23 protein-coding genes and 1 tRNA gene are annotated in these 18,309 nt (G+C 39.8%); 3 read left to right on the top strand and 21 right to left on the bottom strand.

The features are described 5' to 3' along the window. Position 1 precedes the first annotated feature (1 nt). The 4 genes from MKY60_RS14700 to MKY60_RS14715 all read right to left on the bottom strand — a co-directional run bounded on the left by MKY60_RS14700 (position 2) and on the right by MKY60_RS14715 (position 4,032). Positions 2-1,168 (bottom strand): phosphoglycerate kinase, encoded by a 1,167-nt coding sequence (locus MKY60_RS14700; protein ID WP_445678009.1) that lies wholly within the window; start codon positions 1,166-1,168, stop codon positions 2-4. A gap of 281 nt (positions 1,169-1,449) precedes the next feature. After that, positions 1,450-2,457 carry a type I glyceraldehyde-3-phosphate dehydrogenase gene (gene gap / locus MKY60_RS14705; RefSeq protein ID WP_090566796.1) on the bottom strand — a complete coding sequence of 336 codons (1,008 nt, stop codon included), beginning with the start codon at positions 2,455-2,457 and terminating at the stop codon, positions 1,450-1,452. Positions 2,458-2,469: 12 nt separating this feature from the next. Beyond that, positions 2,470-3,507 (bottom strand): sugar-binding transcriptional regulator, encoded by a 1,038-nt coding sequence (locus MKY60_RS14710; protein WP_090566792.1) that lies wholly within the window; start codon positions 3,505-3,507, stop codon positions 2,470-2,472. A 294-nt stretch (positions 3,508-3,801) separates the two neighbouring features. Next, complete coding sequence (locus MKY60_RS14715; RefSeq protein WP_241599053.1) at positions 3,802-4,032, bottom strand: glutaredoxin family protein; 231 nt, start codon at positions 4,030-4,032, stop codon at positions 3,802-3,804. A 165-nt stretch (positions 4,033-4,197) separates the two neighbouring features. On the opposite strand from MKY60_RS14715, the gene MKY60_RS14720 reads away from it, so the two are divergent. Together MKY60_RS14720 and MKY60_RS14725 are read left to right on the top strand one after the other, a co-directional pair. After that, entirely contained in the window at positions 4,198-4,722 is a 525-nt protein-coding gene (locus MKY60_RS14720; protein WP_340930358.1) for an RNA polymerase sigma factor, read from the top strand. Then, complete coding sequence (locus MKY60_RS14725; protein WP_340930359.1) at positions 4,697-5,455, top strand: hypothetical protein; 759 nt, start codon at positions 4,697-4,699, stop codon at positions 5,453-5,455. Before MKY60_RS14720 ends, MKY60_RS14725 begins: the two co-directional genes overlap by 26 nt. A 128-nt stretch (positions 5,456-5,583) precedes the next feature. Here the strand turns inward: MKY60_RS14725 and MKY60_RS14730 are convergent, their stop codons facing one another. From MKY60_RS14730 to MKY60_RS14745, 4 genes are all read right to left on the bottom strand, one after another. Beyond that, complete coding sequence (locus MKY60_RS14730; RefSeq protein ID WP_340930360.1) at positions 5,584-6,030, bottom strand: GNAT family N-acetyltransferase; 447 nt, start codon at positions 6,028-6,030, stop codon at positions 5,584-5,586. A gap of 527 nt (positions 6,031-6,557) precedes the next feature. Beyond that, a complete protein-coding gene (locus MKY60_RS14735; protein ID WP_340931104.1) occupies positions 6,558-7,358 on the bottom strand; it encodes a TPM domain-containing protein in 801 nt (266 codons plus the stop codon). Continuing rightward, entirely contained in the window at positions 7,358-7,936 is a 579-nt protein-coding gene (locus MKY60_RS14740) for a LemA family protein (RefSeq protein ID WP_241599047.1), read from the bottom strand. The genes MKY60_RS14735 and MKY60_RS14740 overlap by 1 nt, the downstream gene beginning before the upstream one ends. An 86-nt stretch (positions 7,937-8,022) precedes the next feature. Further along, a complete protein-coding gene (locus tag MKY60_RS14745; protein WP_340930362.1) occupies positions 8,023-8,160 on the bottom strand; it encodes a hypothetical protein in 138 nt (45 codons plus the stop codon). A gap of 269 nt (positions 8,161-8,429) precedes the next feature. Between MKY60_RS14745 and MKY60_RS14750 the strand changes: the two genes are divergently transcribed. Next, positions 8,430-9,368 (top strand): catalase, encoded by a 939-nt coding sequence (locus MKY60_RS14750; RefSeq protein ID WP_340930364.1) that lies wholly within the window; start codon positions 8,430-8,432, stop codon positions 9,366-9,368. 103 nt (positions 9,369-9,471) lie between these two features. Here MKY60_RS14750 and MKY60_RS14755 read toward each other — a convergent pair. The 13 genes from MKY60_RS14755 to MKY60_RS14815 all read right to left on the bottom strand — a co-directional run bounded on the left by MKY60_RS14755 (position 9,472) and on the right by MKY60_RS14815 (position 18,282). Then, positions 9,472-9,532 (bottom strand) — tRNA-Arg (locus tag MKY60_RS14755). Between the two features lie 186 nt (positions 9,533-9,718). Next, a complete protein-coding gene (locus MKY60_RS14760) occupies positions 9,719-10,072 on the bottom strand; it encodes a hypothetical protein (RefSeq protein WP_340930365.1) in 354 nt (117 codons plus the stop codon). 437 nt (positions 10,073-10,509) lie between these two features. Next, positions 10,510-11,094 (bottom strand): recombinase family protein, encoded by a 585-nt coding sequence (locus MKY60_RS14765; RefSeq protein WP_340930367.1) that lies wholly within the window; start codon positions 11,092-11,094, stop codon positions 10,510-10,512. A 592-nt stretch (positions 11,095-11,686) separates the two neighbouring features. Next, positions 11,687-11,938, bottom strand: a complete 252-nt coding sequence (locus MKY60_RS14770) for a hypothetical protein (protein ID WP_340930368.1) — start codon at positions 11,936-11,938, stop codon at positions 11,687-11,689. 131 nt (positions 11,939-12,069) lie between these two features. Further along, a complete protein-coding gene (locus tag MKY60_RS14775; RefSeq protein WP_340930369.1) occupies positions 12,070-12,654 on the bottom strand; it encodes a hypothetical protein in 585 nt (194 codons plus the stop codon). Between the two features lie 27 nt (positions 12,655-12,681). Next, positions 12,682-12,852 (bottom strand): hypothetical protein, encoded by a 171-nt coding sequence (locus tag MKY60_RS14780; RefSeq protein WP_340930371.1) that lies wholly within the window; start codon positions 12,850-12,852, stop codon positions 12,682-12,684. A 5-nt stretch (positions 12,853-12,857) separates the two neighbouring features. Then, on the bottom strand, positions 12,858-13,226 hold the full coding sequence (locus MKY60_RS14785) for a phBC6A51 family helix-turn-helix protein (protein ID WP_340930372.1): 369 nt from the start codon (positions 13,224-13,226) through the stop codon (positions 12,858-12,860). Positions 13,227-13,322: 96 nt separating this feature from the next. Beyond that, positions 13,323-13,562: a hypothetical protein gene (locus MKY60_RS14790; RefSeq protein ID WP_340930373.1), complete on the bottom strand. Its 240-nt coding sequence runs from the start codon at positions 13,560-13,562 to the stop codon at positions 13,323-13,325. 59 nt (positions 13,563-13,621) lie between these two features. Next, the gene (locus MKY60_RS14795) at positions 13,622-14,446 is read right to left on the bottom strand and encodes a hypothetical protein (protein WP_340930375.1); all 825 of its coding nucleotides are present in this window, start codon (positions 14,444-14,446) and stop codon (positions 13,622-13,624) included. Positions 14,447-14,845: 399 nt separating this feature from the next. After that, positions 14,846-15,052: a hypothetical protein gene (locus tag MKY60_RS14800; protein ID WP_340930377.1), complete on the bottom strand. Its 207-nt coding sequence runs from the start codon at positions 15,050-15,052 to the stop codon at positions 14,846-14,848. Next, positions 15,018-15,290 carry a hypothetical protein gene (locus MKY60_RS14805; RefSeq protein ID WP_340930378.1) on the bottom strand — a complete coding sequence of 91 codons (273 nt, stop codon included), beginning with the start codon at positions 15,288-15,290 and terminating at the stop codon, positions 15,018-15,020. The genes MKY60_RS14800 and MKY60_RS14805 overlap by 35 nt, the downstream gene beginning before the upstream one ends. A 499-nt stretch (positions 15,291-15,789) precedes the next feature. Further along, complete coding sequence (locus MKY60_RS14810) at positions 15,790-16,296, bottom strand: HNH endonuclease (protein ID WP_340930380.1); 507 nt, start codon at positions 16,294-16,296, stop codon at positions 15,790-15,792. A gap of 183 nt (positions 16,297-16,479) precedes the next feature. Beyond that, positions 16,480-18,282 (bottom strand): glycosyl hydrolase family 28-related protein, encoded by a 1,803-nt coding sequence (locus MKY60_RS14815; protein ID WP_340930381.1) that lies wholly within the window; start codon positions 18,280-18,282, stop codon positions 16,480-16,482. Positions 18,283-18,309 lie beyond the last annotated feature (27 nt).

Raw genomic sequence — 18,309 nt, forward strand, 5'->3', positions numbered from 1 at the left:
ATTACTTATCGTTTAAAGCAGTAACTCCTGGTAAGTCCTTACCTTCCATAAACTCTAAGGAAGCTCCTCCACCAGTCGAAATATGATCCATTTTCTCGCCGACTTCGAACTTTTCTACAGCTGCCGCAGAATCGCCGCCTCCGATAATCGTATAACCTGCTGTTTCAGTCATTGCATTTGCTACCGCTTTTGTACCTTCTGCAAATGCTTCCATTTCGAATACTCCCATAGGTCCATTCCAAATAATTAGGTTACTATTTTTAATAACGTCCGCATAAAGCTCTCTTGTTTTTGGACCAATATCTAATCCCATCCAATCAGAAGGAATTTGATCGATATTTACTACTTTTGTTTTAGCATCCTTTGAAAATTCATCTGCAACTACTACATCTACTGGCAAATAGAAAGAAACACCTTTTTCTTTTGCTTTTTCAAGGAAGCCTCTTGCAAGGTCCAGTTTATCTTCTTCTAGAAGAGATGTACCAATCTCATGCCCTTGTGCCTTTGTAAATGTATAAGAAAGGCCGCCACCTATTAAAATATTATCAACCTTGTCCAATAGATGATCAATTACACCGATTTTATCTTTTACTTTTGCACCACCAATAATGGCAGTAAAAGGACGCTCAGGATCTGCTAAAGCTTTGCCTAATACATCCAACTCTTTTTGCATCAATAGCCCTGAAACCGCAGGAAGTAATTTTGCGATACCTTCTGTCGTAGCATGTGCACGATGTGCTGCACCAAATGCATCATTAACATAAACATCAGCAAGCTTTGCAAAGGACTTTGCTAGTTCCGCATCATTCTTCTCTTCACCTGCATGAAAGCGAACATTTTCTAATAATAAGATGTCTCCATCATTCATAGCTGAAACTGCATTCTCTACAGTTCCTCCAATAGATTCATCTAGTTTTTTTACTGGCTTATCCAAAAGTTTTGCTAAATGCTCTCCAACTTTAGTCAAACGTAAATCTTCCTTTACTTCACCTTTAGGACGTCCCATATGACTAGCAAGAATTACTTTAGCACCCTGTTCGATTAAATTATTAATCGTTGGTAATGCTGCACGAATTCTCGTATCATCTGTGATTGCTCCATCTTCCATTGGTACATTGAAGTCTACACGACAAAATACACGTTTTCCTTGTAAAGCTACATCGCTCATTGTTTGTTTTACCTTCATGAGATAAGCCTCCTTATATTTCTGAAAAGCGCAAGCGCCTACGTTTTAGACGTCAATTTATGTTCGTGACATCGTGTCGCAATGACTAACTGCCCCACATCTTGTGGGCTAGGCGCTGTAGCTAGACAGATATTCTGTTAAAAAAAGGAGCTAGGGGTAATCCCTGGCTCCTTTACCCTCTTTTATTATAGAGGTAATTCTATCGATTCGCCACGTAAAATCACATTCATCTTATGTGTCTTTCCTAGTCAAATACGAAAATCTTATAGTCCTTTATTAGCCATAAGTAGTGCTAGGTCGATACAACGTGCAGAATATCCTGATTCATTGTCATACCATGCTAATACTTTTACTAAATTATCTTCAAGTACCATAGTAGAAAGTCCATCAACTGTAGATGAAGCTGTATTTCCGTTATAGTCTCTAGAAACTAATGGAAGTTCATTATAATCCAAGATTCCTTTTAACTCATTGTCAGAAGCTTGTTTTAAAGCTGCATTCAATTCTTCTACTGTAACGTTTTTATCTAATTCAGCAACAAAGTCTACGATTGATACGTTTGGAGTTGGTACACGAACTGCCATACCATCTAATTTCCCTTTCAACTCAGGAAGTACTTTAGCTACTGCTGCAGCTGCTCCTGTTGTTGTAGGAATCATAGATTCTGCTGCTGCACGAGCACGACGGTAATCGCTATGCGGTAAGTCTAAAATACGTTGGTCATTTGTGTATGAATGGATTGTTGTCATCATTCCACGTTTGATACCAAATTGATCTTGTAAAACTTTTGCAATTGGTGATAAACAGTTAGTCGTACAAGAAGCGTTTGAAATTACATGGTCAGTTGCTGGGTTGTATTGATCAGCATTTACACCCATAACGAATGTAGGCATATCGTCTTTAGCAGGTTGTGATAAAATTACTTTTTTAGCTCCAGCTTCAATATGCTTGCTAGCTTTATCAGTTGTACTGAAAATTCCTGTACACTCAATAACGATATCTACTTGTTGTTCTTTCCACGGTAATGCTGCAGGATCTTTTTCAGCGAATACGCGAATGTTTTTGCCATTTACTACAAGGTAATCTCCTTCAGAAGAAACTTCTGCATTGAAGATTCCGTGAACTGAATCATATTTCAGTAAATGAGCAAGCATTGCAGCATCCGTTAAGTCATTGATCGCTACTACTTCAATCTCTGTTTGTTCTAAAGCTTCTCTGAATACTTTACGTCCAATACGTCCAAAACCATTAATCGCTAATTTTACTGTCATTTTAAATTCCTCCTAGTTGTTTTGTTCAATTATTTGCATCATTTCTTGTGCGGCACCTTCATCGGTTACTAAAACCGTTTGGGCTGGTGCTTGCTTAAAATATGAAAGTAGAGCATTTGCTTTTTTTGTGCCCCCAGCTACTGCCAGAAGATGCTCCATATTTTCTAATTGCTTGAGTTGTACACCAATCGTGCGAATTCTGTGTACAGCTTCCCCTTGGTTATTAAAGTAATACCCAAAAGCTTCACTAACTGCACCAATTTCTTTCAAGCGTTGCATTTCTTCTACACTAGAATTTCTTCGGTGAGCCATCTCAAGTGCGTCCCCAATACCATGAATGATGATATTAGTTCGTTCGTATAAATCCATCATTTCTTTTATAAATGGTTCATTTTTCATCGTAGAATAAGCTTCTTCACTTAAGCTATCTGGCATGTATAATGTTCGATAAGAACCATTCATTTTGTTCGCAAATAGTGAGGCTATTGTGTTAGCTTGAAGTCGAACATCCTTACCAACCCCACCTCTTGCAGCTATAAATAATAGTTGCTTCCACTTGTCAGTTTGATGAACATAGTTCGAAATGGAAGCAATCGTTGTTCCGCCAGTAACAGCAATGATGGACTCATCTGATAATATACTTTCCAAATATTTTGCTGCTTCTTTTGACTGGAGCAACGCAGTATTCGTATTAGTATCTACATTTCCCGGAACAATTATCACTTCTTTTATATTTAAATAACTTGCAAGTGATTGTTCGAGCTGCAATCTACCAGACCATTCTCGTACAACTTCTTTAAGCTCTATCAATAAATCATTTCCAGAAGAAGTTATACTAGCTCCATCTCTCGATATTTCAATGAATCCTTGATTGCGCAAAAAGTCTAATTCTTTTCTAGTTTCTCTTTCCGACAACCCTAAAAGTTCACCGATTACTCGACGGCCGGACCCAGCAGATAATTGAATCATTTGAAGTATTCGATATCTTTTCTGTAACAAGATACTCATCTCAGGCATTAACTTTAACTGAGCCTGTAATAACGAATCCATTTTTCACATCCCAACTACCTGTGACGTTTTTGTCCCACCACTACTTTTTTTGTCCCATGTACTTAAAAAAAATTAATTTCTAAATTAAGAATACAGTATTATATTCCCAATAGCAAGATTTTGAAACTTAAAAATGCTCAATTTTCCCAAAAATTCTTTTAGTATATCTATATGAATGGCTTTTGTTGCGATACTACTATCGTATATTGCGGTTTCCACCTTGGATATTGTGATTATAAGTTCCTTTATTGCGATTTGAAAAATAGATCTTGCGATTGAGCTTGTTAACTACCGTCAAAGTAATGCTTCCAGAATAGTCGCGTAATCTACTTGTCCATATTGTATAACTTTGTCTTCCAATACGATGACAGGAATCATCAGCATATATTTTTCATGCAGTGCATCATCTTCTTCAATATTTACTTCATTTATATCAAATACAACATCTTCCCTTACAAGCTTCAACATTAGTCTTGCATCATCACATAAATGACAGCCTGGTCTTGTGTAAAAATGGACAATCATTTTACTATCCCTCCCAAAAAAACATTTTATACATCTTATTATAGTCTTTTTGACAAAGAAATTCGTTTGTTATGATTACTCTAATACAAATTAGTTTTTAACATACAGTAATAGCGATACTTTTCAGTCATCCGTTCGTCTATAGCAATAAGGGGAGGTCAGAAGATGGAAATGGAACAGCTATACAAAGAGCATAGCGATAGAGTTTATAGCTATATTTACTTTCTTGTCCGGCATAGAGAAAGTGCTGAAGATCTTACGCAAGAAACATTTTATAAAGCATATAAAGGACTAGACACTTTTAACAAGCAAGCTTCAACTGCTACCTGGCTATTAAAAATTGCACGTAATGTCACTTACGACTATTTTCGGAGGAAAAGGGTGGTACATTTTTTCACCTTCGAAAAAGAACATGATATAGAAACTAAGCTACTATCACCAGAGAATCGATATGAACAAAAGGAACAGCTTATTAAAATGTACGACTCACTACTTAAACTAAAAAAAGATTATCAGGAAGTACTGCTGTTACGCAAGATACAAGAATGTTCGATTCAAGAAACATCCTATATTTTGGGCTGGACAGAGGCAAAAGTAAAGATGAAAATGACACGAGCACTTGAGGCACTTAAAAAGGAATTTCATCAGGAAGGAGGACGTGAAAATGGAACCATCAAACGAATTCGATAAGCTTTTTAAGGAAATGAAAGATGTAGAGCGCTCAACGGAAGCAAAGCATAATACATGGATAGCCTTAAAGGGTAGAATTGAAACAAAGAAAAAACGCAATATCATTCCAGCTTTTATTTCATTGGCAATTGTAGCCATTGCCTCCTTTCTATTCATTACTTTTACTAATCCCTCCGAGACAGAACAAACAGCTCAGCCTCTATCCAATGAAGAAGTTATTACAGCAGTGCTAGAAAGAGAATACAATGGTCCAAATATGGAGATTTCTCGCTTAATGGACGATTGGTGGAATCTTCAAAGTACAACTAAAACAGATAGCCAAGAAGAGTACAATCAACTTCTAGAATCAAAGGAATATAAAGATTTAATGAATTATTATCCAACCACTTTTGGTGAGTACTTCACGGAGAACATGCTAACAAATGCAATCAGTTCGAATTTGGTGTTTAAATACAACTATTCCTTAATAGATAATGATATAGAAATGCATCTAGAAAACGTCAAAATGGCACAGGAGAAAGAACATCCCAATATCTATCGCCCCACGATAGAGGTCTCCCTAACAAATAGCCAAGGAGAGAAAATTTTTCATACATTAAGAGAAGAATTTATATTTTCTACATCAGAGCCTGGAAAATTAGGCAGCTATAATGGAATTAAAGATGGTGGGGGCTTAGAACTTCGAGAGAAAATAGAGAACTTTAATGCATTTGTTGGAGATAATGGGAAGTAATACGCGATTAATCGACGCCTACTCCAATGGCTGTGTGGTGCTGTTAATCGGCATCGGATTTCGGTTTCAAATAAAAAACCAACATTTATTTGTTGGTTTTTTGTTTTTCTTATCGATATGTATCCTACTCATAAATTCAATACAAACTCTGCCTCTCCTTCATTCATCTTGCCTGTTTTTTGGAAACCAAAGCTTTCGTATAGTTTTATGGCTACTTCATTGTCTGGCTCTGTTGATAGATAAATTGATCTACAATCATGTAGTTGTTTCATTTCGTCTAAGATCAATTGAATGACTTTTCTACCATAGCCTTTCCCCTGCTGGGTGTAATCAATCATTAATCGACATATCCAGTAATTCTTAGTATCTTCATCTAATCCATACATGGTGAAGCCAATAATCTTACCATCTAACTGAATACCTCTAACATTCCAACCAGTTTCATAAATCGATTGCACAATAGACAGCGCATTGGAAGCTACAAATTTTTCTACTACAGTAGCCTTCCCATCTTCATTAGTCGTCAAAAGAACCGTTTTTAGCCAATTATCCTTGTTGATCTCTACTAGTTTCATCCTACATCCCCCACACATTACTTTTTACTATTATATTACTTTATCACAATAGTTTAAGTAATCACATAAATCGGAGATCCAAAATAAGAAAAGAGGTTGGTACAAAACCCACAAAATTTGAATTGCTTTATTTTTATTTATACTTCTTAGCCATTGTTTTCAGTTACGGCGGACGCTTTCCTGGGGGCACGGGTCGAGCTTGTAGTCTCTCCCACGCGCTTGCCCCCTAGGAGTAGCCGCCTTCACTCCAGACAACTATTATCCCTTCTATATCAAGAAAATCCCTGCATAATTTCAAGTATCAAAAAAGGACACCTTCTGTTTAAATTTAAGTATCCTACTACCAAATTCTAAACGAAAGAAGTGCCCTATTGTTTAAAGACTTTTAACATGAATCAACTAATTTTAACGCTAGTTTTTAAATCTGAAATTACAAAAATGATATTGCTTTTTTCATTCACCGTTTGGCCAAAAATATTCCAAATGAAGCCTGAAACTAATTATGTCTCAGTCTTTTTTCATTAAATTCACCACTTACGACCTGCTCCTCCACCTCCGGAGCTACCGCCGCCGAAACCTCCAAAGCCACCACCAGAACTTCTTCCTCCTCCGCCAAAACCTCCACCGAAGCCTCCTGGACCGAATACCCGTCTTCTACCTGAACCGGTACCACCACCGCCTCCAGACATCATCTGCATAATCAAATAAATAACAACTATGCCGACGATAATCATAGGAAATGAGAATCCACCACCAGAAGAACCTGCAAGTGGGGAAGGTTCCTGGGGACTCGCCAACTCGCCATCCCAACCATACTCAGTAGCTACCTGGTTATATAAAAGTTGATATGTAGATAAAATAGCTCCCGGTGCATTTCCTTGCTCTAAAAATGGTAATGTATACTCATTTATTATTCTTCCAACTTTTCCATCAGGTAAGGCACCCTCTAAACCGTAGCCAACGCCAATATAAACATCACGATTACCGCTTTTATTTGGATCCATTTCCAGGATTAATAGGACCCCATTATCTTTTTCCTCATCACCAATACCATATCCACGCATTACATCTACTGCATAGGTCGCAACATCCTGTCCATCTAAAGACTCGACTGTCATTACAACAATTTGAGAACCAGTAGCATTTTCTAAGTTTTGTCCAAGTGCTTCAATCTCCTGCTCCTGCTCTTCTGATAGAACATCATAGAAATCCTGGACATATAGTTCCCCAGGTATAGCAGCTGGATAATTAGATTCAGCGAGTGTTAATAATGGGAATAATAAAGTGAGGAGAAGTGCAAATGATAGGACACGAGCACTTTTCTTCATCACTCTCCATCTCCTTCAAAATCGACTACAGGTGCTTCCTCCGCTCCCTCGGCTGATTGGAAGTATTCTTTCTCATCAAAGCCAAACATAGAAGCTACTATACTCCCTGGCATACGCTTTACTTTTTTATTGTAATCCGAAACAACTGTATTATAATCTTGTCTAGCTACAGATAGTCTATTTTCTGTCCCAGCAAGCTCGTCCATCAATTGTCTAAAGTTAGCGTCCGCCTTAAGATCTGGATAATTCTCTACAACTACTAATAATCTGCTCAAAGCTCCTGATAATTCATCATTCGCCTCCGCTTGTTCTTCTGGTGTCCCAGCCCCTGCCAACTTAGTTCGTGCGTCTGCGATATTCCCAAGCACTTCCTCTTCATGTGCTGCAAAACCTTTAACAGTATTAACTAAGTTTGGGATTAGATCCATTCTTCGTTGTAGCTGATTCTCCACTTGTGCATACGCATTATTAACATTTTCTTCTTTGTCAACAAATCCGTTATAGCTTGCCATAAATACGCCCGCAATAATAGCAATAATTACAATGACAATAATAATTGGCACTAGTAACTTTTTCATCTCTCTCACCTCTTCAGTAAATATAGTATTATTGTACCTTTAATTCGAAAATACAAAACCTAATATTATTTACGGAATAAGGAAATTTAAGTTTCAATTACCGTAATGATGTTCAATTGATGTATTACTACTTTTAAATATTGGATCCATTCTTTTATTTCTTTAATAAACGAGTGGTCATCGTTAAGAGGGAATACCAATTGGATGAAATTTCCGTTTAGCAAGTAAACTCCTCTTGAAAGCAAGTAAACATCGGCAGAACGCAAGTATCCGATAAAAAGTGCAAGTAACTCTTTCTTAAGCGCAAGTAAGCCAACATCTTCCGCAAGTAAATACATTATTGGATATAAAAAAGGTTTGGATTTTCCAAACTGAGCATTCTTTTTGCTGGAAATGACTACTTTTCAGTACTTCATTGTTTAGTTAATTTATTCAGTGGTAATGATTATTAAATGATATCTTTCTTTGCATTCTAAAAAATGAGGTGATTTTGATGAGCAATACATTACCACAAGATGCTATTAATACATTGGAACAACTTCAAGGGAAATTCCCTGGCCATCGTCGTGCACATGCAAAAGGTGAATTTTATGAAGCCGTTTTTACTCCAAACGGTAAAGCGATTCCTTATACAACAGCACCCCATCTTCAATCAGAACCAGTGCCCGCTACAGTCCGTTTTTCTAATAGCCCACCAGATCCTACTGCAGCAGATTTCCTATCTCCGGCAAAAGGAATGTCTATTCATTTTCATCAACCAGATGGTTCTACTAGTCATCAAGTATGTACCACCATTCCGATGTTCATAACAAAAGATCCAAAAACTTTTATTGAAATGCTGAAAATTTTAGGCTCTCATAAAACGGGGGTTCATTCAATTGATCTAGGTCTAGGAATTGTACAACTTCTCACTACCTTCCCGGAGCACAAAAAAACATTACTCGCACTAAAAGAACAGCTAAAGCAGCCCCCTATTAGTTACGCTGCCCTGCATTATTATCCTATACATGCTTTCTATCTTGTTGATGCTGAAGGTAAGCGGCAAGCCATAAAATACGAGTGGCGTCCCTTAAAGGAGAAAAAATCATCTTCCTTCCTTAGCAGCATAAATTTGTCCACTAATTATTTAAGTGAGGATTTAGAGAAACGACTCGATAAAGGAACTGTATCATTCGAGTTATTTATACGTTTAGCAGAGGATACAGACGCAACAGATGATCCTACCGATACTTGGCCAACAGACAGACAAAAGATTTTAATCGGTCAATTAACAATTAATAAAAAAATATTTCCTACAGAAAGCCTATTGTTCGACCCTACTATCGTTGGAAAAGGCATTGAATTACCCGATGATCCAATTCTCCATTTTAGACATGAGTCTTATGCAGTATCGTACGATAGAAGAAATAAAGAAAACAAAAAAACACCCTAAGCATATAGGGTGCTTTACATAACTTGTTATACCTACCGTCACTTTTATGAGAAAAGTAGGTGGGGGATGAAAAATCCGCACTGTTGGTAGTTTTACTTTATGCCCTCGGCGAGGATCGAACTCACATTCCAAGCTTCGGAGGCTTGTGTGTTATCCATTACACTTTGCGCTCGGCTATTCGCTTCAACGCTTACTCTCCGTAGCTTTAAACGTAAGATATCACGGGAGGGCTGCGAGTTATACCGTAGTTAGCCGTTAGTCTTGCGTATGCTTAGTATATAGTAGGTATTCGTAAATACGCAAATAAAAACGCAACCAACTCGAAATATGAGCGGTGGCGTTTTTAGTTATTACCTCGAAAAATACTCCGTTATCAATTCCTCGGATTTACTACGCAATTCTTCACTTGAGTATTTACGACGTTCCTCAATACCGCCACTAATGAACGTACATTCCGTTATTTTATTTGCGTCGGGTTTTCCGATAACTAATCGCATATTCCTACGTAGCAAATAGACTTCCGTTTGTTTTAAGTCCTTGCGAATCAACCCTAGCGCTTTTTCCACTATCGCAAGGTATGGCCTACGTAATTTAAACGGCTGCTTATTAATTATTTCGATATCACGCTCAATTACCGCAATGAGCATCGGTAAATATATACCGAATTCAAAATAACGATAATCTTCCGTAGTTATAGTCGGCATTTACAAGCCCCCTTTACGAATCATTATAGCGAATATATGTTCGTATGTATAGCGTGGAGATACGCAACTTTTAACGGGTAAGTCTCCGTATAACGTTAATTAAAACGCTTAGAATCGCAATGTCATCGCCACTTCTTGTATTACAACGGTATTATGTAAACTGGATTCCATAGTACGACCGTATTACCAAAGTGATTTTTAAAATTCGCGATTTTTTACCGGGATGAAACGACTTTTTCGGAATAGTGGTTTTATATCGAAGTGTTCTGCGTGGAGTCCCTAGGTTATAATTTTTGGCGGAAAAATTTTAGACGTGACTACCGAGTGTTTGAAGATTGGTCGTAAAGAAGAACCCCCTTGCAACTGATTTTTCTTTTGACCCCTGCCCCCGGGTTTGAAATTTTCACGCGAAATAAAAAAGACGAAAGCAAATTCGCTCACGCCTTCGTTTGTTCTTTTATCTTTGCGTAGATAGTTGGCTTCGGAACTCCAGTTACTTTAACGATGTCGCTCACACTCATGCCATTCGATTGTCGATTAGCCATCAAGTCTAGCGCTTGTTGTACATTCTTATCCGGTTGTCCCTTGCGTCCCATATGTTTGCCAGCTGCCTTCGCTCTCTCGCGTCCTTCCGTGGTACGTTCCACGATTATGTCACGCTCAAACTGTGCGAATGATCCGAGCATATTGAACAACAACGTATTGATACTACTTGCGCCCTTACCCGCTTCAAACGTTATGTTATCACGTAAGAACTGTACGCTCACACCCTTGTCGATTAACTCCGTTACTATCTTGTTAAGGTCGATGATGCTGCGTGCTAGGCGGTCTATCTTCGTTACTACTACCGTGTCACCCTCGCGCACCTGGTCGATCATAGCCGTTAGTTGTGTACGTGGTGCGGTCGATGTACCTGTTACCTTCTCTACGTATAGGCGCTCGCACCTTGCCTCACGTAACGCTACCTCTTGCGCTTCTAACTCTTGCCCTGCCGTTGATACCCTCGCATATCCGATTCTCATATCGCATTGCCTCCGTCTAATAGTTAGGTTAACTTCTATACTTCTTATTATAGACTAACTTATATACTATTGCAACTACAAATATACGCTATTTATCGATTAATTTACGAGGCTATATCGGTAGTATATAAGTTAACACTTCTAGACGACTCATTTCGAACCCCTCGGTTTTCAGACGGTGCGCAAGTCGCTAGCTGAACCCTGGTGATTCGCTCTCATGTAACGTTGCAACAACGGCAATTGTAGCGTTCCTTCTATATACTGCGATAGTATTCGGATCGTTGTCGTAATGTTACACGCTCAAAGCGTTTGACCTTGCCCCACGGAACGGAGCGTCGCCTGAAGAAACGGCGTATTATACCGTACTATACCGACGGTGCGATATCGATATATGATGCGTTATGATGGCTTGAAACCACGCTTTCTAGTTCGGTCTAGTACGATGGCTCTACGGAGTTTCTTCTATATAGTATCGCAATATAACGTTAATCGAACTATCGGTATATTATCGAATGCATCATCGCTCTACGATTGCAATTCGGTATCGATACGTCATTCTTGCTATGTATCACGCAGAAAACTGCGCGTAATTCTATAACTTCAAGCTAGCGAACTGTGATTCGGTCGCATACTTATTCGCAAGTGCCTGCTTCGCACCTTCCGATAGTGGCGATGTGTAGCGTTCTACTTTAACGATAGCTTGCTCGTTACGTACCGCCAGTATCATTAATAACTCCGCTAAACCCTCGTCTAGTGCGTCGTATTGAGATTTGTTATCGACTTCCGATAGCTTGTGGTGACTTGTATCGGATTCAACCGTTACTACATAGCGAAATCCTGGCATACGTGGGCGACCTGTTACCGAAGTCGAGCCGAATACGGTCTTTTCTACTGTAATGCGATATTCTTTATACATTCGATTGCCTCCGTTTCATAATAAAAAATAGCCCCACCGCAATGGGCAGGGCGTTTGTTCTATGCTAGTGACGCTTCGTATTCAGCTTTCGCCGTATCGTATTCCGCACCGATAACCGCTGGTAATGCTTCGGCTTCTGCTAGCGCAGCCTCATGCGGATTATCAACGTTTCTGACCTCGGTAATGACCGCCTGTAATGCCGTTTTCGACGCAGCCTTATCGATTAATAAGTCGTTGATTTGAAAAATAATCTTACCGAACGACGCTTTCTCGGTATCCGTTAAGAGTTTAATAAAATCCGCTAATTTCGCCAGTATGACGTTCTGTGCCGCTGCATCCGATGCGCTTAGTATGTCTAGGGAGAAATTAGATCCCGCCGCTTTCACTCTAGTATGATCACCGTTAGTAATGTTATGGAAGTTTATCGCAGCCAATTTCTTAGCTTCAGCAATACGGCTCTCGCGAATATCGGTGTATTGAGCGCGTGCTCTAGCGACTTTCTCGTCTAGGCGGTCCCATGCTTTAGCGATTTCTGTGTCTTTTAGTGCTTGCGTGCCTCGGGAACGTTCTACTGTGAAAACGTATGTTTTTAGTGCTTTAACGTCCTGTGTAATTTGTTCTTCGTATTTTTGTAAGTATGTCATTTGTAATTCCTCCGTTTCGGTAGTTTATTATTTTGATATGATTCCGTCGATAGTAGGCGCAAATGCCGACGATGTGATAAATTGTACGACTTCCGTAGCTGATACATTAGCCGGCATCTTAATTTCGGTTATCTGCGGTCCCTTATCGATGTATATACTGTTTGTGACTGCGTTATAGTAAACCTTTATGTCGTTCATTGCTGTTATTCCCCTCTTAGACGTTCAATTTCTGCGCGAATATCATCCGCATTTGTGTTGGTAGACTTCGACTCAATCTCGATTTTGTCTGTTAACATTCCGTGCGCTTGAATTACCGTGCGAAATCCCGCTGCATTTCCTGTAGCCATAATGTTATCAATCATTGAATCGAACATATCCGGTAGCCTGTCTTTCGTAACTCTTACAATTTCCTTGTTTAGCGCCTTTTCGAATATCTCTTGCTTCTTCCACTCGAATAACGTTGATTTCGCTACGCCTACCTCTTTCGCTATTTCCTCGTATGTCATAGTGCGTTTTGGCTGCGATAATATAGCGATTGCAGCTATTTGTTTTTCGTTTAATCGGTTACTCAATTCCGTTTCCTCCTTCGTTAGAATTAAAAAAAGAACGCCCCGAAGGACGCTCCATTTTGTCGATAGTGTCAGCGCTACCGACGTACTGCCCCGATATTAACCGCTTAACGATGTTGGGTCGGAGTGATGAATTCCGCCTAGCGCATCGGATTCTTCTTCGTTTAGCCACCGGATAACATACCGCAAGCCGTAGTTATCGGTCGACGTTTCAGCCAGCGCGTAATTGTAGAAGATTACGTCGATAGCCTTTTCGTTTTGCGATAGTACGGCATGGTGCGTATATTTCGGATTGGCCAATAAGAAAAGCGCTACATCGTCCATTGAATCGAACGACATAAACGCTTGCTCCTTCGCCATTTCATGTACGGGAAACCATTCCGAGCGGTCAATAATCATTAACGGATGCCGTTGTTGTAGCCGTCAACGTATCTAGTCAATCCGCGAGTCACTTGTTTGAACATTGTACGTACGTCGCCTCGTTGCTGTTGGATAGCTTCTAGTAACTTCACCTTTTCGCTTGCTTGTGCTTGCTCCGGTGATGTGGACGCTGCAAGTAAATCATTGTATAGTCCGCTAATGAGTAACCATTCTTTAGCTTTCGTATGAGCGCTTTCTCCTTTAGTCAGCGATGTTAGGTCGCGCTTAATGTCTGCATACTGCGCTAAGAGTTCGCGTGTAACCGCACTGTCTAAATGTGGTATTTTCGCTTTAACTGCATCGATTGCTTTCTCTAAAGTTGGCGCCACCGCGACTTCAGCTTTTAATAGTCCGGCTTGTGTACGCGCTTCGTGAGGGTCCATTTTCGATGTACCTACCGATTGTGCCGCCTTTTTAGTTTCGTACTGCTTCAATACCTCGATTTCATTCGCATATTGATTTTGTACTGACTCCGCCATTACTTCAGCCTGTTGAACAAGTAACCTAATCTTTTCTTTTTTACCTAAATCAGATAAGTGGTCATCGGCTTTTATTTTCTCCGTTTCTACTTTCAATGTAGCCGTTATAGCATCTATTTTTTGAGTTGTATCTTTCAACGGCGCTATATCTAACGGCATTGCTGAACCATTTCCTTTTAGCTGATCTGCTCTCCATTTCGGGATTGAGTAAATATTCCCTCCGTGAAATGGTTGCCCTCCGTTACTCTCTGTTTTACTCATATACACCTCTACATATTGATTTTCTTCGTCTCTAGTTTCGTAGTATGGTTGTTCGTTTGTCATTTATAATTCCCCCATTTGTATGTTTTGTTTGTTTAGTAATGTCAATCTCGCAAAGCCTTTCGCCTCGCGGTAATACTGTACGTTCTCGGTACAAGTGAACGTAAACGGATATTTGCTCTTACTTGTTACGCCTGCGCGTGACGTTGCTATAACTGCCGACTCTCCTTCGTGTAGCGCTCCGAGTATTAAATCACCGTAAGCCTGTGACGCTGCCTTAAACGGTAAGTCTCGGTCGAAGTATAGCCCCCGCCCGCTTACCCTTACGTCGTCTTTATGTTCGATTATCGCTATTCCCGTTTGACCTTCCTTTTTAATTACAGCCACGAAAAAAAGCCGTTCCATTATCGAACCGCTTTACGTAGTTGTGACGTTATGTCCTCGCCAATGATTTCGTGTAGCTTAAACGTTTTTTGCGGTGCTTTCTGTCTCGGATACGTTTTCTTCTGCTTGTTCATTTACGTCAGCCTCCTTCAGTTTATCGAGTACCTTACTAGCCCAACGCCCAGCGTCTTTACGTCCTGCGTTTTGCTTTCGTTTGCGCTCTCGGTTCTGCTCGCGCTGAGTAAGCGAATCAAACCTCGCTCTTTTCGTCGATTTTCGTGCCATGTTTTTCACTCCTTGCTAATTTTTCTGCTTTTATTGTCGCTAGTTCTTCTCTCCGGTGCGCTCTCTTTGCCCGTTTTTCTCTTTCCGTTGCAACCATTAACGGAAGTATTAATCGCAAATGCTCCCGAGTAATCGTAGGACTTAGCGATTCGAAATAGAAAGGTTGCTCGCCTTTTACGTCTGTTTTAACTTTTACGAATGTCTCTTTCTTCGTTCGTTCAACTCCGATTCTTAGCAAACAATCACCTCCAATAAAGTACACTTTGACAACACAAATAGGCACATCCCTAAGGAATACACCCGGTAACTTTATATGTCGTTAGAATCAATCGAAATGACGTTAATTACGCGAGATTTAGTCTTTAAAATGTTCTTTTATTCACTGGTTGCTCGCCCCTTATTTCGATACTCTGCGTTGTATACCCGTTTCTTGTTTTTCCTTACGGTATCGGCGCAAGATTTACAACGAATCTGTCGAGGACTTGTCCGACTGAACGGCTTTTTGCATCGCTCACAATAGTCGGTAGTAGCTTCGCCTTTTTTATCCGCCATATAGAGCGCCTCTATTTCAGCGTTGCCAGGAATAACGGACTGCTCTGCGTACTTGCATTTCCGCCCTAAATCGTGAAAGAACGGGCATAAGCGCGAGCCACTTTCTGACGTTTCTAAGTGACACATACCGCCCCCGGAATAGTTAGCGCAATTCTTCGCAATGTATTTGCTTATGTCTTTACTCATTAAAGCATCGTCCTTTGTACTTCTTCTTCCGATAGTCCAGTAAAACGAGCGATATATTTTACGACGAACTCTAAACAACTAAAGGTGAAAGGTTCGTGCATATTGAAGAACTCCGTTAAAGTTCTATCTCCCTTGACTCTATTACACTTGTCGCACGCAATTACTAGATTCGATTTATGATGGCGCCCGCCCTTAATAAGAGGAATTACGTGCTCTAAATGATGCGTGCCCGTCTCTGCCGTTTCCTCGACGTAACAATAGGCGCAACGACCTTCAAATAACTCGAATATTTGAGCGACCTCTTCCTTAGTTGTTTCAATTGGCGTAGGATATTTATTCGCTTTCTCTTTGAATCTCGAAAAAGCGCGATATGCTTTATCATTACCTTTACGAATATTCTTACAAGGTAAGCATCGAGCACCTCGCCCGTCTTTTTTGCGTTTTTCCTTCTCAAATAGTTCGATTGGCTTCGTTTCTTTGCATATGCTACAAGATTTTTCACTCACAATCGCTCGCCTCGTTTCATGATTTGTGGCGTAAAAAAAGAAGCGAAGGACAACGTAAAGTCGCCTAACACTTCTTCGTATATTTCATCGTCTTTATAATGCGTGATTGGCGCCGTGGTAGCGCCGTTTAACGTTGTGACGGTTAGCACATAACATCGCCTACTTTCGTGAATAACACTCACATCAAATTCCTGAAGCAATCTCAACCCAACTATATGTGCCGCTTGTATTTCTTAAACAGACATAAAGCTTGTCAGGTTTAGTTGACCCATCACCTTCTAAAATATACATACCATGTTGAAATGTTTTACTTGCAGTCAATGCAGTTGGACGACGATACAATTTCATTATTTGAGCAAATTGACCAACATCATTTAAGCTTCCTAGCACATATTCAAATATTGTGTTCGCGCTAGCGCCGCTGTTATCTACGTAATAAGTTCCACCAGTTAAAACAGAATATTTGTTTTGCATTATTACATTAAAGTTAACACCGCTATCTAGTATAACTCCGTGTGTACCTCGCTCAATGTAGTTGAATGCAATAATATTTACCGAAGTTCTAGCCGCGCTACCATTGTGTGACAGTCTAATATTTACTCCCGTATTATCCTGAAAGTTATTATTTAATACTGTGACATGACCTGATTCATTAATAATTATCCCATCTACATTAGCAAGAAAAACATTCCCTGTGATTCTCTGCGAGTTTGCTATTTGGTGAAGTTTCATACCCAACGCATGATTGAGAATTTGGTTATTACTTATTTCATTATAATAAGAATTCAACCCATTCATTCCACTGACTTCTATAGCGATTGTATTCGCTTGTCCTTGTGCATTAAATCTACAATTGTGGATAGTTGAATATGAAATATTTGTAATCCTAATTGCTGTTGTGGCTAAATTTACACCGTCATTAGGTAAGTAAAAACCTAAATCCCTAATAACAATACTTCTCCGTTGTATCGTTTCATCTGCATTTTTCACAAGCACAGCTTGAGTGGATTTTGCTGTTAAAGTTGTAATTTCTCTACCTACTCCCATCAGAGTAACATTTTCATAGAGAAGAATCTGACTCACAACGTAGTTGCCTTTCGGTATGAGTACAACCCCACCGTCTTTAGAATTAACGAAATTGATGGCATTTTGGATAAATATTGTATCATCAGTTACTCCATCTCCTTTAGCGCCAAATGATTTCACGTTGATAATCATATCTTCCAACTGCGCGGAAACCTCGTCATCCAACGTCTGTAACTCCGTTTTTGTCGCAAGTCCACTTAAATCCGGGTCAGGTATCATAATTGTCACGTCGCCAGTTCCGTCAGGCAGTACGCCATTAACCGAATTTACGTCACCTTGCCCCTTACGCGCACGCAACGCCCAAAACGCAGTATTAGTAGGTAAGTTTCCTAACGTTGCCCCTAACGCCACATACGAAGAACCCTCGTAGCCTACTTCGTTACCTTTTTCGTATGTTACAGTATTATCGTATTCGCCTTTACGGACGTTCTGCGCTAGAAACTCGTTAGCCTCCGCAGTAACCAATTCTGCCGCTGCTAGTATCACAGGACCTTCGCCCAATACGAGTTGAATTAGCGTTTGTTCATTCGCAGAAGGAATATAATCTATAGCTAAATCCTTATTAACCTCATACGTAAAGGGTATCGAACTGACACGTCCTTCCGCGTTATACAATTGTATAGCCGCTTTCACTCGTCCAGGTACGCTTACCTCTGTTGAGCCTAGTTCAAATGTTACTTCGCTAGGTCCCGTCAATGTTCCGACTGTCACCACCGATTGTCCATCCGGTCTTAACGATGCAAGTGTATACGTAGAAACGTCCTCTATCGCCATATCCGATCCATCGTCTGTTAAACGCAGTACAAACGCTATGTCATCGCTCTGTGTGACTTGCGGTTCCTCTACGTAGTTATCACGCTTTATATCAACATCTAAATAGAACGTATTTTGAATACTCATTTGATTAGCCCCTTTGTTTTTTAAATA

Source organism: Psychrobacillus sp. FSL K6-1415 (assembly GCF_038003185.1).
Classification (GTDB): domain Bacteria; phylum Bacillota; class Bacilli; order Bacillales_A; family Planococcaceae; genus Psychrobacillus; species Psychrobacillus psychrodurans.